The organism is Clostridium sp. TF06-15AC (assembly GCF_003481165.1).
Lineage (GTDB): Bacteria > Bacillota > Clostridia > Lachnospirales > Lachnospiraceae > Otoolea > Otoolea fessa.
Map to the genome: position 1 here is coordinate 40,898 of NZ_QUKS01000006.1, position 13,987 is coordinate 54,884.

Annotated in this window: 12 protein-coding genes and 1 tRNA gene; 9 read left to right on the forward strand and 4 right to left on the reverse strand. The window is 48.4% G+C overall.

All coding sequences use genetic code 11. The annotated features are described in order from the left end of the window. Positions 1-39: 39 nt before the first annotated feature. On the reverse strand, positions 40-894 hold the full coding sequence (locus tag DXC57_RS11985; protein ID WP_118652817.1) for a 4Fe-4S binding protein: 855 nt from the start codon (positions 892-894) through the stop codon (positions 40-42). 441 nt (positions 895-1,335) lie between these two features. On the opposite strand from DXC57_RS11985, the gene DXC57_RS11990 reads away from it, so the two are divergent. From DXC57_RS11990 to holA, 8 genes are all read left to right on the forward strand, one after another. Next, positions 1,336-2,511 carry an aminotransferase class I/II-fold pyridoxal phosphate-dependent enzyme gene (locus tag DXC57_RS11990; protein ID WP_118652819.1) on the forward strand — a complete coding sequence of 392 codons (1,176 nt, stop codon included), beginning with the start codon at positions 1,336-1,338 and terminating at the stop codon, positions 2,509-2,511. A gap of 45 nt (positions 2,512-2,556) precedes the next feature. Beyond that, the gene (locus DXC57_RS11995) at positions 2,557-3,135 is read left to right on the forward strand and encodes a VanZ family protein (RefSeq protein WP_243101471.1); all 579 of its coding nucleotides are present in this window, start codon (positions 2,557-2,559) and stop codon (positions 3,133-3,135) included. Between the two features lie 16 nt (positions 3,136-3,151). Then, positions 3,152-3,907: a tRNA pseudouridine(38-40) synthase TruA gene (gene truA / locus DXC57_RS12000; RefSeq protein ID WP_118652821.1), complete on the forward strand. Its 756-nt coding sequence runs from the start codon at positions 3,152-3,154 to the stop codon at positions 3,905-3,907. Between the two features lie 120 nt (positions 3,908-4,027). Then, positions 4,028-4,618, forward strand: a complete 591-nt coding sequence (locus tag DXC57_RS12005) for a sigma-70 family RNA polymerase sigma factor (RefSeq protein WP_118471852.1) — start codon at positions 4,028-4,030, stop codon at positions 4,616-4,618. Beyond that, positions 4,615-6,069: a hypothetical protein gene (locus tag DXC57_RS12010; protein WP_118652823.1), complete on the forward strand. Its 1,455-nt coding sequence runs from the start codon at positions 4,615-4,617 to the stop codon at positions 6,067-6,069. Before DXC57_RS12005 ends, DXC57_RS12010 begins: the two co-directional genes overlap by 4 nt. Positions 6,070-6,355: 286 nt before the next feature. Beyond that, a tRNA-Gln gene (locus DXC57_RS12015) sits at positions 6,356-6,428 on the forward strand. Positions 6,429-6,683: 255 nt separating this feature from the next. Then, positions 6,684-9,044 carry a ferrous iron transport protein B gene (gene feoB, locus DXC57_RS12020; protein ID WP_118523984.1) on the forward strand — a complete coding sequence of 787 codons (2,361 nt, stop codon included), beginning with the start codon at positions 6,684-6,686 and terminating at the stop codon, positions 9,042-9,044. 212 nt (positions 9,045-9,256) lie between these two features. Further along, positions 9,257-10,240, forward strand: a complete 984-nt coding sequence (gene holA, locus DXC57_RS12025; protein ID WP_107001255.1) for a DNA polymerase III subunit delta — start codon at positions 9,257-9,259, stop codon at positions 10,238-10,240. Positions 10,241-10,400: 160 nt separating this feature from the next. Here the strand turns inward: holA and rpsT are convergent, their stop codons facing one another. Next, positions 10,401-10,664 (reverse strand): 30S ribosomal protein S20, encoded by a 264-nt coding sequence (gene rpsT, locus DXC57_RS12030; protein WP_022358531.1) that lies wholly within the window; start codon positions 10,662-10,664, stop codon positions 10,401-10,403. A gap of 516 nt (positions 10,665-11,180) precedes the next feature. Here rpsT and DXC57_RS12035 point away from each other — a divergent pair. After that, positions 11,181-11,675, forward strand: coding sequence for a DUF2798 domain-containing protein (locus DXC57_RS12035; RefSeq protein WP_117795985.1), 495 nt, complete (start codon positions 11,181-11,183; stop codon positions 11,673-11,675). 40 nt (positions 11,676-11,715) lie between these two features. Here the strand turns inward: DXC57_RS12035 and DXC57_RS12040 are convergent, their stop codons facing one another. Next, complete coding sequence (locus DXC57_RS12040) at positions 11,716-13,017, reverse strand: GHKL domain-containing protein (protein WP_118652825.1); 1,302 nt, start codon at positions 13,015-13,017, stop codon at positions 11,716-11,718. Further along, positions 13,014-13,748 carry a LytTR family DNA-binding domain-containing protein gene (locus DXC57_RS12045; protein ID WP_118652975.1) on the reverse strand — a complete coding sequence of 245 codons (735 nt, stop codon included), beginning with the start codon at positions 13,746-13,748 and terminating at the stop codon, positions 13,014-13,016. The genes DXC57_RS12040 and DXC57_RS12045 overlap by 4 nt, the downstream gene beginning before the upstream one ends. Positions 13,749-13,987: the final 239 nt, after the last annotated feature.

Genomic DNA, 13,987 nt, shown 5'->3' on the forward strand with positions numbered 1-13,987 from the left:
TTATAGTTGTTTATAATGTGCAGATTCTCAGAAAAAGGGTTAATCTAAGATCCTTCCATCAATCGAAATCGTCGTCACCTGCCACGGAATGAATTTTCCGCTTGCCTGCAGGGCTTTTTTCACGGCGTGCTCGATACCGCCGCAGCACGGAACCTCCATGCGGACAACGGTCACGCTCTTGATGTCGTTGCTGCGGATGATTTCGGTCAGCTTTTCGGAGTAGTCGATGCTGTCAAGCTTTGGACATCCGATCAAAGTTATTTTACCATGGATAAAGTCCTGATGGAAGCGGCTGTATGCGTAAGCGGTACAGTCGGCAGCGACCAAAAGTTTGGCACCGTCGAAATACGGGGCGCGGATCGGGGCTAATTTGATCTGAACTGGCCAGTTGGACAGAGCGCTTATTGGGGTGTTTTCTGAATGGTCACAAGCAGCGGATTCAGAAAAATTCTCATGTGTGATAGCGGAAGCAGCACTGCCAGGACCGCCTGTGGATGTGGCTGCTGAGGATGCATGGGAAGCAGCTGTGTCAGGACGTTTCAGGAAACGGCTCATGGATCCAGGACATCCGCCAAATGCCGGTGTCGCCGGTTTTGCTTCGGAACGTGCGGATGTGTTTGCCGCTGCGTTTGCCTCTAATACCTGCTTTGCTTTGCGTGCTGCCATGTGGACCTGGACTGCCGCCTCATCGTAAGCCGCCGCCTCGCGCTCGACAAAGGAGATCGCGCCAGTCGGACAGGCTGGCAGACAGTCGCCCAGGCCGTCACAGTAATCATCTTTTAAAAGGGTTGCTTTTCCGTCCACCATGCCGATCGCGCCCTCATGACAAGCGGAAGCGCAGAGACCGCAGCCGTTGCATTTTTTCTGATCAATTTCTACAATTCTTCGTACCATATAAATTCCTCGTCTTTCTTATTCATGTGCATCTGACCGATCTTCATACATGAAAGGATGAGATATGTCAGAATATCTATTTTGATTTTTTTGTTTTCTTAAGTACATGATAAGTATAATCGTCCGGCACAGAAAAGTCCGTTGTTTTTACAACATTTTTAAAAAGTTATAATAGCTGGCGAGAGCTGTTATCCTCCCTTTACTTTCCCATATCCATGTACTATAATTAATACTTATATAGCCTGATGATGCAAAGCTGGATTGATAAGATTCAGCGAGGGCAGTTCGATGTGATTTGGTGGAACTGGTTGAATAAGTCATTTGACAGAGTGATCGGGCGGATGGGAATTATTAGAGTTTTAAAGAGGATTCATAGAGATAAAAATAGAAATAGAAAAGGAAAGAAAATCGGAGATTTCTTTCAAGAAAGGACAACACAAGATGAAATTTGCAAATAGAATGGACCGGTTTGGCGAGGGCGTGTTCTCCATGCTGGCGCAGATGAAGAAGAAAAAACTGGGAGAGGGGGAGATGATCGTTGATCTGAGCATCGGCGCACCGAATATTGCCCCCGCACCGCATATTTTAAAGGCGCTCAGCGATGCCTGCCTGGTGCCGGAGAATTACCTGTATGCAATTCAGGATCAGCAGGCGCTCTTGCAGGCAGTGTCTGACTGGTATGAGCGCCGCTATGGGGTGAAACTGGATCCGGAGACGGAGATCTGCTCTCTGCTTGGTTCCCAGGAGGGACTGGCGCACATCGCACTTTCGATCGTGGACGAGGGCGATGTGGTTCTGGTGCCGGATCCGTGCTATCCGGTCTTTGCGGATGGTCCGTCGCTGGCGGGGGCAGAGCTTTACTATATGCCGCAGCGGGAAGAAAATCACTACATCATTGATTTGAAAGAAATTCCGGAAGAAGTGGCACAGAGAGCGAAATTTATGATTGTCTCCTACCCGAACAATCCGACGGCAGTGCTGGCACCGGACAGTTTCTATGAAGAATTGATCGCATTTGCAAAGAAATATGATATTATCGTGCTGCATGACAACGCCTACAGTGAACTGGTATTTGATGGAAGAACCTGCGGAAGCTTTCTGCGTTTCCCAGGAGCGAGAGAAGTCGGAGTGGAATTTAATTCCCTGTCAAAGACCTATGGACTGGCGGGGGCACGTGTCGGCTTCTGCGTGGGAAATAAGGAAGTTGTCAGTCATCTGAAAACGTTGAAATCCAATATGGATTACGGTATGTTCCTGCCGATCCAGAAGGCAGCGATCGCGGCGATTACCGGTGACCAGAGCTGTGTGGCTTCGACCAGAGCTGCTTATGAGAGACGGCGTGACTGTCTGTGTGATGGTCTTGCATCGATCGGATGGAAGATGGAGAAACCGGAGGGAACGATGTTTGTCTGGGCACCGATTCCGGCTGGATTTAGCGATTCGATGGAATTTGTAAAAACGTTATTTGAAAAAACAGGAGTTCTGGTGACACCGGGAAGTGCCTTTGGTCCATCGGGAGAAGGACATGTGCGGATGGCGCTGGTGCAGGATGAAGATGCGATCGCGCTGGCGGTACAGCGGATTGACGCGAGTGGAATCTTAAAATCAGAGCAGTAAAGGCGTAAGCGCATAGAAGAGTCAAGCGAATACAGGGATTGATAGATGAATACAGGAAAAAATATCCGGGAAAAACAGAAAGCACTGGGAATGGCATGGATCTGGCATGTGATCTTAATATTATACATTTTATTTATCTACTCCAATTCCATGCGCCCGGCAGTGCAGTCATCGGCGGAGAGCGGACGGGTTCTCCGGCTTTTGCAGAAGCTGGCAGCAGATACCGGAATAGCCGTACCATGGCTGACCGAGCATATTGTGCGCAAATGTGCTCATTTTATTGAGTATACAGGATTGGGGATTTTGCTGCGGCAGAGTGCTCTCTGTGTGCGTGTGAACGGAGCTATTTTGGAAGAAATGCGGACAGAGGATCCGGCTGATGGGAAAGATAGGACTGGGAGAATGCGTGCGATGGCACCGTGCGGGTCTGTATGGCTGGAAATCCACCGCATCGCTATATTTGCGGTTCCATTTCTGGATGAGACGATTCAGCTGTTTACCGAGGGGCGTTCTGGTCAGATCAGCGATGTGTGGCTGGATATGGCAGGAGCGCTGACCGGAACGTTGCTGTATCTGGCGGCGGGACAGATATATTTACGAATAAAAAAGAATGAAAATGGATAACACATGGAGAAAAAATATGCCGGATCGAAATATAAAAATCACCCTGCAGTATGACGGAAGCCGCTATGACGGGTGGCAGAAACAGGGAAATACAGACAAGACAATTCAGGGAAAACTAGAACAGATTCTTGAAAAAATGGCAGGTCAGCCGGTTGAAGTGCACGGTTCCGGACGGACAGATGCAGGCGTCCACGCATGGGGACAGGTGGCGAATTTCCATCTTCCGGCGTCCTGTGCCGGGATGAGCGCGGAGGAGTTGAAAGCGTACCTGAACCGCTATCTCCCGGATGATATCGCTGTTTTATCGGCACAGGAGGCGGGAACGCGTTTTCACAGCCGTCTAAATGCCGTTTCCAAGACCTACTGCTACCGGATTGAGACGGCAGCGAAGAAAAATGTATTTGAGCGCCGATATGTGTACGGTCTGGGGGAACCTCTGGACATAGCGGCCATGAGGCGGGCGGCTGCGTATCTGACAGGTGAGCACGATTTTAAAGCATTCTGCTCGTTGAAACGGATGAAAAAATCGACGGTGCGGAATCTCACTGCCATCGAGATTGCCATGCGGGAAAGTGTGTGCGAACTACATTTTCGTGGCAATGGCTTCCTATATAATATGGTAAGAATCCTGACCGGAACACTGATAGAGGTAGGACTTCATAAGCGGACACCGGAATCGGTGGCGGAGACGCTTTTTTCCTGTGACCGAGCGTTGGCGGGCTTTACGGCGCCGCCGGAGGGGCTTTTTCTGGAACGGGTCGAGTATGAATAAAGCTGCATTGATTTTTGCCAGCTGCTGTGAGGAGCTGGATAGGAATCAGAAAAAATTCATAACAAATGCAATAAGAACTGGTTTATCTGCATTAAGTTATATAGAAAGGAAATTTCGTCCATGTTTTTGATGGGGCTTTTAACGACCATGGAAGAGACGGTCGCCTATGATAAGATGAGCGATGAAAAGCTGCTTTTGCGAGTGGCAGAGGGAGATAAGGCGGCGTTTCAGCAGCTTTATCAGAATACGGATAAAACTATATACGGTTTTATTCTGTCGATTTTGCGGAATCCGCAGGACTCTGAGGAGGTCATGCAGGAGCTTTATTTAAAGGTCTGGACTTCTGCTGGAAGCTATCAGTCGCAGGGCAAACCGCTGGCGTGGATGTTTACGATCGCTAGAAATCTTTGCTATATGCGCTTCCGTGACCAGAAGCATGAAGCGGATATCGGGCTTTCGGATCTTTCTGAGATGGAGACAGGGGAATTCTGTCCCCAGATAGAGGATGCTGCGGATAAGATGGTATTACACGCGGCACTCAAAATATTAAATGAAGAAGAACGGCAGATTGTACTTCTGCGGACATCAGCGGGGTTAAAACATCGTGAGATCGCGGCAGATTTGGAGATGCCGCTGGCAACGGTGCTTTCCAAGTACAACCGTGCTATGAAAAAACTGAAAAAACACCTGAGAGAGGAGGGAGTACATTGACCGATCACTCTGAAACAGCGTGGGAACAGGATGAGATTGAGTCACATCTGCGATCGGCGATGGACGCCCTGACTCCCAACGTATTCGATAAAATCGATCTCTCGACACCACAGGAGATCTATGTAAAACCATCCCGCCGTGTACGGATGTACCGCCGGATGCGGACCGTGGCGATGGCAGCAGCCGCCTGCTTGTGTGTGGCTGTGTTAGGAGGCGGTGTTTCATTTTACCAGAATCACCGTGTCGATTCGGTGATTGGCATCGATGTCAATCCGAGTATTGAGCTTTCCGTCAACCGGAACGAGAAAGTATTGCAGGCGAATCCGCTTAATGAGGATGCGGAGACGATCCTGGATGATATGAATTTGAAAAATGTAGACCTTGATATTGCGGTCAACGCATTGATCGGTTCGATGGTCCGGAACGGTTATCTGGATGAACTGGATAATGCGATTCTGGTTACCGTGTCCAATGAGAATGAGAAAAAGGCATCATCTTTGCGTCAGGATGTCGTAGGAGATGTAGAGTCTTCCCTGCAGGAACATGCGGTACAGGCGGTTGTCTATGACCAGCGGATGAAGGTAACCGGGGAGATTCAGGATCTGGCGGAGAAATACAATATTTCTTATGGAAAAGCGTATTTTCTGCGAGAGCTGATCCGGGATAATGACCTGACCGAAAATGATATGAAAAAATTTGCCGGTATGACGATGGAAGAGATTGCGCGGGAGATCGCGGATCGTGCTTATACGGTAGGTTATTCGAAGACGGACAGCACCATTGAGACGGATGCGGCTCTGGTTCATGAGGTGACATTGCCGCAGACCGAGGAAGAAACCTTAGCGGAGACGACCGTGGAAAGCACCGGTCAGCCGGAAAATGAACCGACGCCGGCAGAACAGCCATCGACTGCTGCACGCCCGGTGGAGACAACCGCCGCAGCAGATGAGGACGAGGAAGAAGTCGATTCGGGAGGCAAGAAAGCGAAGATTGACTATGTGGACTACGAGAGCGGTTCGCTGAACATCGTTTTTAAGGAAAAGGTTAAATGGAAAAATCCGACCGTGTCGGTGGTAGATCCGGACGGTCAGAGCTATTCGGCGAGAATCACGGACACAGGCGGAACCTCCTGTGAGATTCACGTCAAAGGGCTTCCAGCCAATACGGAGTGCACGTTTACGCTCGGCGGAGTGGCAGTGCGGGACGGCGGCTCCTTTGGTACGGTAAAAGGCTATTTCGAGACGCCGGATATTGCGGATGATCTGATTGATGAGGATGACGACGATGCGGATGATGAGACAGTGGAGACAAAGCCATCCGAGACATCCCGTGCGCCGGAGACACTGACAGAAGCAGTAAAAGAGAGCACGCACTCGGAGACAGAGTATAGTCAGATGGAGACAAAGCAGACGGAAAAAGAAACGAAGACAGATGCGGAGTCAGCTAATTAAAGCGGAGTGTATGAGGATATATGATTCCTGCTGCCTGAACCATGATATGTCTGGAGTTACCAGAAGTTGGATTCGGGCAGCAGGAATTTTAAGAATCATTAGAATTATTTGCAGGAAGCCTCGTGACGGAAAAATATCCGGGGCATTACGAGACTGTAAAATGTTTCGAACTGATAAATAATTATAATTGTTCAAAAAAACATAAGTGTTTGAAAAAAATACTTGACGAAACAAAAATTTATGATATAATAATAAATGTGGCTGAGACAGCTATGAAATAAAAGATTGGGCTATCGCCAAATGGTAAGGCAACGGACTCTGACTCCGTCATTTTCAAGGTTCGAATCCTTGTAGCCCAGCTATTTTGAGACAGTGAGGATGATTCATCCTTGCTGTTTTTCTTTTATCTTTTCTATTTTTTTTCTGATTGGTAGATTCTTAAAGATTCCAACGATTGACAAATTCCCTAAAGTACAATAGACTTATCTGGAAACATAATTGAGAAAAAGTTTCAATAGTATTTTTCTCTCTATGCTTTGCTTCAAAATCAGGCGGATGTAGAAGCCTGATGACATACAATGAGTTTGACTAATGAAGAGAGATGGAGGCAGAGAATGACATTAAAGGATTTACCAATAGGAAAAACTGCAACCGTTCGGGCAGTTGGCGGAGAAGGTGCACTGCGGCATCATTTTCTGGATATGGGATTGATTCCGACTGCATCGGTTACGATGGTAAAATATGCGCCGATGGGCGATCCGGTTGAGGTGCGGATTCATAGCTATGAACTGACGTTGCGCCTGGCGGATGCAGAGAAGATAGAGATTGAGAATGTACGCGAGGCAGGAACCGAAGCAGCGGACAAAAAGGAACATGGGATTCCGATGGCGCGCGCGATCGATCACCCTGGACTCGGAGAAGGTGGAAAATACCATACAAAGGCGGAGGAACACCCATTGCCGGATGGCACCGTCCTGACGTTTGCCCTGGCAGGTAATCAGAACTGTGGCAAAACGACGCTTTTTAACCAGCTGACCGGCTCCAATCAGCATGTGGGGAATTTCCCAGGCGTGACGGTGGACCGGAAGGATGGCACGATCCGCGGACATGAAAATACGAAAGTGACCGACCTGCCAGGAATCTATTCCTTATCGCCATATTCGAATGAGGAGCTGGTGACGCGCCAGTTTATTTTGCAGGAGCACCCGAAGGGAATCATCAATATCGTGGATGCGACAAACATTGAGCGCAACCTGTATCTGACCATGCAGCTTCTGGAACTGGATATTCCGATGGTTCTGGCGCTTAATATGATGGACGAGGTGCGCCAGAACGGCGGTTCTGTCCGTGTCAACGAACTGGAGGAAGAACTGGGAATTCCGGTTATCCCGATCTCAGCGGCAAAGAATGAAGGAATCGGAGAGCTGATCGATCATGCGCTTCATGTAACGCATTTTCAGGAGAAGCCGGGACGGCAGGATTTCTGTGATGCGGATTATCACGGTGGTGCGGTGCACCGCTGCCTGCATGGTATTATGCATCTGATTGAAGATCACGCGCAGAATGCGGGTATTCCGGTGCGCTTTGCTGCATCGAAGCTGGCAGAAGGCGATGAGGAGATTGAGGCGCGTCTGAATCTGGACACGAATGAAAAAGAGACGCTGGAACATATTATCTGCCAGATGGAGAAGGAACGCGGGCTGGATCGGGCAGCTGCGATTGCGGATATGCGGTTTGGTTTTATCGAAAAAGTCTGCAGGCAGACAGTCGTCAAACCGAGGGAAAGCCGGGAACACCAGCGAAGTGTGAAGATTGACCGTCTTCTTACCGGAACCTACACGGCGATTCCGGCATTTATTGCAATCATGGGTCTGGTATTCTGGCTGACATTTAATGTGATTGGCGCGGTCCTTTCAGATGGTCTGGAACTGGTGATTGGATGGCTGACAGAGCGGGCAGACGCAGCGCTGACAGCGGCAGGTATCAATCAGGTACTCCATTCCCTGCTGATCGATGGTGTGTGCAATGGTGTCGGAAGTGTTTTGAGCTTTCTGCCGATCATTGTGACGCTGTTTTTCTTCCTGTCGCTTTTAGAGGACAGCGGTTATATGGCACGTGTGGCGTTTGTGATGGATAAACTGCTTCGAAAGATCGGTCTTTCCGGACGGAGCATCGTGCCGATGCTGATTGGCTTTGGCTGCACGGTACCAGGAGTCATGGCAAGCCGGACGCTTTCTTCGGAGCGGGATCGAAAAATGACGATCCTGTTGACTCCGTTTATGAGCTGTTCCGCCAAGATTTCGATTTATGCGTTTTTTACCGCTGTCTTTTTCCCGCATCATGGGGCGATTGTTATGATTGCACTTTATCTGTTGGGAATCCTGATGGGAATTTTGATGGCAATGCTTCTTAAAACAACTTTATTTAAGGGTGAAGCCGTTCCGTTCGTCATGGAGCTTCCGAACTACCGGATGCCGGGGGCGCGCAATGTCGCCCAGCTTCTCTGGGAAAAGGCAAGGGATTTCCTGCAGAAAGCATTCACGGTTATTTTTGTGGCGACGATTTTAATCTGGTTCCTTCAGACATTTGATCTGCACCTGAATGTTGTGTCCAATTCCCAGCAGAGTCTTCTGGCGGTTATTTCTGGTGTGATTGCACCACTGTTTGCGCCGATGGGATTAGGCGACTGGCGTGTCTGCACGGCACTTCTGACCGGATTTATGGCAAAAGAGAGTGTTGTATCAACGCTGTCGGTTCTGTTCGGGACGACTCAGAGCCTGCGTGACATTCTGACCCCTCTTTCAGCGGTCAGTCTGCTGGTTTTCTGCCTGCTCTATACGCCGTGCGTGGCAGCGATTTCATCGGTCAGACGCGAACTGGGCGGAAAATGGGCTTGCTTTGTCGTGGTGGCGCAGTGCGTGATTGCGTGGATTGTAGCGTATGCGGTCTATCTTTTGCTGGGGATGGTAATGTAGGTTTTGACTGAAAGTGAACCAAGGAAAAATTTCAAGCAACAAAAGGAGCTGCTGTTTTATTCTTTTTATGGGTTTACAGTAGACAACATTTTAGAAAAATGTTTATAATAGTAGGAAGTGAAAAAATAGACAGGAAAGTAACCGGATGGACAGTCATTCGAAAAAATGGATCTGTTTTTATCGAATAGAACCAGGAGGCGGGGACGGAGTTAATGCAGACGATCAATGAAGACATCAAAAATGGCACATTTAAGCCGGTTTATCTGCTATACGGCGAAGAGGCGTTTTTGAAGCAGAGTTATAAAAAGAAGCTGCGGGCGGCGATCTCGGGCGATGATACGATGAACTACAATTATTTCGAGGGAAAAGGGCTGGATGTCAACGAGCTGATCAGTCTGGCGGATACGATGCCATTTTTCAGCGAGCGGCGTCTGATTCTGATCGAGGACAGCGGATTTTTCAAGACTTCTTCGGAGGCGCTGGCGGAGTATCTGCCGATGATGCCGGACACGACCTGCATCGTATTTGTGGAGGAGGCGGTCGATAAGCGAAACAAACTCTACAAAAAGGTCAAGGATCTGGGTCACATTGCGGAGATGAAGCGGCAGGACAGCGCGCAGCTCGCCAGATGGGCGGCGACGATCCTGGCGCAGAATGGGCGGAAGATCACGCCCTCCACGATGAATCTCTTTTTGGAGCGCGTCGGCGATGATATGGAAAACATCCGGATGGAGCTGGAAAAACTCATTTCCTACACGATGGGCAGTGAGGTAGTGACGGCAGAGGATGTGAAAGTCATCACGACCGTGCAGATCACGAACAAGATCTTCGACATGGTAGCGGCGATCACGGCGGGAAAGACGAAGCGGGCGATGGATCTGTACGAAGACCTGCTGACACTCAGGGAGCCGCCGATGCGGATCCTGTTCCTGATTGCCAGACAGTTTAACCAGCTTTTGCTGGTGCGAGAATTGCAGGCGTCCGGCGCAGACCGGGGGACGGTTGCCTCGAAATTGAAAGTACCTCCGTTCGTAGCCGGAAAACTCAGCAGCCAGGCGGCGGCATTTACGAAAGAACAGCTCATTTCCTATGTGCAGACCTGCGTGGATGCCGAGGAGGCAGTCAAGACCGGGCGGATGGGCGACCGGCTGGCGGTGGAGCTGCTGATCAGTCAGCCCAGAAGTTCCGTGCGCTGATTCTAAAGGGCAGTGCCAGCATCAGAATCAGCGGTTCTTCGGCCGGACCCGGCTGGAAAAGAAGCAACAAAAAACCATTATTCTGTCACACCCACAGAATAATGGTTTTTTAATTTGGGTTAATTTTTAATATATAATTCGAAAGATCCGCTCTGGATAATTAAGCCAGAGTATTTACAGCCTTGGAAAGACGGGATACTTTGCGGGAAGCTGTATTCTTGTGGTATACGCCCTTGGAAGTAGCCTTGTCGATCTCGCTGGTAGCAGCTAATAATGCAGCCTGTGCAGCAGCCTTATCTTTTGCAGCAACAGCAGCTTCTACTTTCTTAACAGCAGTTTTAACTTTGGATCTGATAGCCTTGTTTCTTGCAGCTCTTGTCTCTGCAACTAAGATTCTTTTTTTTGCGGATTTAATGTTAGCCAATGTAGTGTACCTCCATCATAAATTCTTTTATTTTGATTCGTAATTCATTTTGTATTTGGTTTGCATTAAAGCCTGGACACGGACAGTTCAATGTAAACATACTATTACATTCTATCGAATAAAGGCAGTATTGTCAATATCTATTTGCCTGTTTTTAGGGAAAAATTCGGAAAAAATGAAAGGGGAGCTGAAAAAGCAGCTCTTGTCAAGTTGCATAAGTGGAATAAAAAATAAAAAAATTGATCGTTCAATATGATGAAATTGTGAAAAAATAAAAAAAGTGCTTACACGAATGGAAAAAAGACGTTATAATAGCGAACCGTAACCCAAATCGAATATAGTTTGAAAAAACGCAGTGAGATTGCATACAGCAGTAGAGATCGAAACGAGTTTCCGATTTCTGCTGCCTTTTATTTTGTGAAATTTATCACGGACAGCATCTTGTGCGTGAGTGTGTCGGACTGATTTGCCGTTGCATCTGGATAGAAGCAATTATTTTATAGGAGGAGAATGAAAATGCCAAGAAATAAGAGAGAAAGTTTTATCTATTCCGTTATCATGTGTTTCACGATGGTACTCTGGATGAGTATGTACAATGTAACCCTTCATATGGGACATTTATCCTTGGAAACGATCCGCGAAGGATGGATCGGATTCCCGTTTGCATTCGTGTATGCGTTTCTGTTTGACTGGTTCATTGTGTCCGGTCCGGCGAAGGGAATTGCGTTCCGTTACTTTGTATCACCGGAGAGCAGCACACTTCGTAAAGTAATCACGATCTCCTGCTGCATGGTCGTTCCGATGGTATTTGTTATGTCCTTATATGGCGGTCTGGAAGCCTGCGTGAAATCCGGCGCATGGAGCCAGCTGCTCATCATCTGGCTGACCAATATTCCGAAGAACATCATCATGGCGCTTCCGTTCCAGCTCATTGTAGCAGGTCCGCTGGTGCGCCGCGTGTTCCGTACCGCATTCCCGGAGGGAACCGTGCTGCAGGAACCGGTTATGTAGGGAGATAGCAGAAAAAACTGGATATCCCCTTTTTGTGTCATTACGGATTCAGCAATACCGAAGCATAAAATACGCCGTCCCGCCATTCAAACCGTGCATCGCCGTGGTACTGTTCGGCGATCATGCGGATCGATTCGGTTCCGATGCCGCTTCCAGCAGGTTTGGTCGATACCAGTTTTTCATTCATCCAGGTAGGGCTGAATGCGCTGGTGTTGTCCGTGGTGATGGACAGGGTGGAGGTACCCGTCTGCACCGCGGAGAGACGGATGAAAGGCGGCGTGTTTTCAGAGCCGGAACACCCGGTCTGACAGGCGTCCAGGGCATTTTCCAGCAGATTTCCGAGAAGCACGCACAGTTTCGTCTCCGGGATGACCGGGTGATCGGACAGCTGAATGTGGATGTCAAACTGGATTCCGGCGCTTTCCGCCTTATCTGCATAGAAGGAAAGAATGGCGTTGAGCGCATAATTGTTGCAGTATACGCGGTCCGAATGAGTCGGATGTTGTTTTTCGTAGTTTGCGAGGTATGACTTCAGATCCTCTAAATCGCCGCGGTTGGCACAGTCCTGAATCACCCGAAGATGCTGGCGGAAATCGTGGCGCGCCCGGCGGTTTTCGATGATCCGGGACTGGAGCATTGTGTACTGGTCACGCTGGATCTGCAAAAGACGTTCCATCGCCTCACTGCGGGCATTGGCTTCCAGCTGTTCCCTCAGCTGTTGGATAAACAGAATCATGAAATGACTGATTAAAAACATGCAGATCAAAAGCATGAACCGCGCCAGCAGTGCGGCGACTGTGATGGTACCGCTTCGGATATTTCCAGTTAAAAGCAAAAGAATCAGGGTCACAGAAGCGGGGAGCAGCCACGCTGTATTCCAGAAAGACGGGATTGATACGGAAGAAAGCCCCTCGACGGTCCGGGTCATTGCTTTTGCCATGAAATAGATACTGCACAAAACGAGGAGAAAGGTAACCAGCCCGGTCTCCCAGGAGAAAAAGTTGTAGCCGAAGAGCGCCTGACAGATGCAGAAAGCGGCGGCACGCACGACCAACAGATAATCGATGATAAATAAATATAGAAATAAAATCATTCCGATCTCGGCGTCTACCATCAGCTTAAATAAAACGCCAAAGCAAGGGAGCGCGAGGTATTGCACCCATACACTGGACAAACCGCTTTGAATCAGGAACAGAAACAGAAGCAGATAGCCCAGTTCGAATCCACAGACCCAGAGAAAAGTTTTCCACGGAGAATGGCGGAGTTTTTTGTGAAATGGAACACATGCCAGAATATGAAACGGAAAAGTGCTCAAAAATTCATTAAAAAATAATTCAATCATAGATGCGGCCCTCCCCGGACTAAATGGTACGAATATTGGATATATTGTTCCCGGACATCCCGGTATTTCAGGCGGCTGATGGGAATGGAGGCGCCGCTTTTCATCAGAAAACGGTCTTCCAGAAGCTTATCGACATCCTCCAGGTTTACTAAAACCCCCTTGATGCAATCGCAAAACCAAGGATAGGACAAAAGCAGGGCAGAAAAATCCCGCTGATTCATGGAAATTTCATGTTGGCTCCGATCCCGCATGTGCACCAGAATCCGCCGCTTCAGATATTCTGTGTACGATATCTGATGCAGAGGCAAGCGAAGCTCTGTTCCCTGGCAGGGAACCAGAACGGAAACCTCCGCCTCGTCGGCGGAAAGATGGCATCGTTCCAGCGCCTTTGAAACGCGCTCCATCGTAACCGGTTTTAGCAGATAAAAAGCCGCGTTCACATCGTAACTGTCCACTGCAAAATCCGGCGAAGTAGTGACAAAAACGATCCGGCAGGAAGCATCCAGCGCGCGGAGTTTTTGGGCGGTTTCCATTCCGCTTAATCCATCCATATAGATATCTAAGAAGACAATATCGAAGGAACCGACGGTAAAGCTGGCGAGAAATGTTTTACCATTTGGAAATATTTCTGGTGCAGCCGTAGGAATACGGTGCTCCTTCATATAAGAAAAAATCAGATGCGACAACTGTTCGGCATCCAATTTCAAATCATCTACAATCGCGATTTTCAAAACAAAATCCCTCTTTTCTTCTGATTGTCTGGAAAAAGGCTGCTTACGCATGTTTCGAACCTTTTGATCCTGATATCATAAAAGTATCATAACATAAAAAGAAGCAAAAAAGGCATAGTTTTTACATCTTATGAAACAGACTTGATACGCTCTGCCGATCATGCGAAAATGTGTGATCGGCAGAGCTCTTTTTTGATGTCTGACAATCCCTTACAAATTTATGAAAAACCTATGAAAAA

Excerpts from the sequence above, each read along its gene's own strand:
- truA (WP_118652821.1), top strand. The coding sequence starts at position 3,152 with ATGCCGGATCGAAATATAAAAATCACCCTGCAGTATGACGGAAGCCGC.
- feoB (WP_118523984.1), top strand. The coding sequence starts at position 6,684 with ATGACATTAAAGGATTTACCAATAGGAAAAACTGCAACCGTTCGGGCA.
- holA (WP_107001255.1), top strand. The coding sequence starts at position 9,257 with ATGCAGACGATCAATGAAGACATCAAAAATGGCACATTTAAGCCGGTT.
- DXC57_RS11995 (WP_243101471.1), top strand. The coding sequence starts at position 2,557 with ATGAATACAGGAAAAAATATCCGGGAAAAACAGAAAGCACTGGGAATG.
- DXC57_RS12035 (WP_117795985.1), top strand. The coding sequence starts at position 11,181 with ATGCCAAGAAATAAGAGAGAAAGTTTTATCTATTCCGTTATCATGTGT.
- DXC57_RS11985 (WP_118652817.1), bottom strand. The coding sequence starts at position 894 with ATGGTACGAAGAATTGTAGAAATTGATCAGAAAAAATGCAACGGCTGC.
- DXC57_RS11990 (WP_118652819.1), top strand. The coding sequence starts at position 1,336 with ATGAAATTTGCAAATAGAATGGACCGGTTTGGCGAGGGCGTGTTCTCC.
- DXC57_RS12005 (WP_118471852.1), top strand. The coding sequence starts at position 4,028 with ATGTTTTTGATGGGGCTTTTAACGACCATGGAAGAGACGGTCGCCTAT.
- DXC57_RS12040 (WP_118652825.1), bottom strand. The coding sequence starts at position 13,017 with ATGATTGAATTATTTTTTAATGAATTTTTGAGCACTTTTCCGTTTCAT.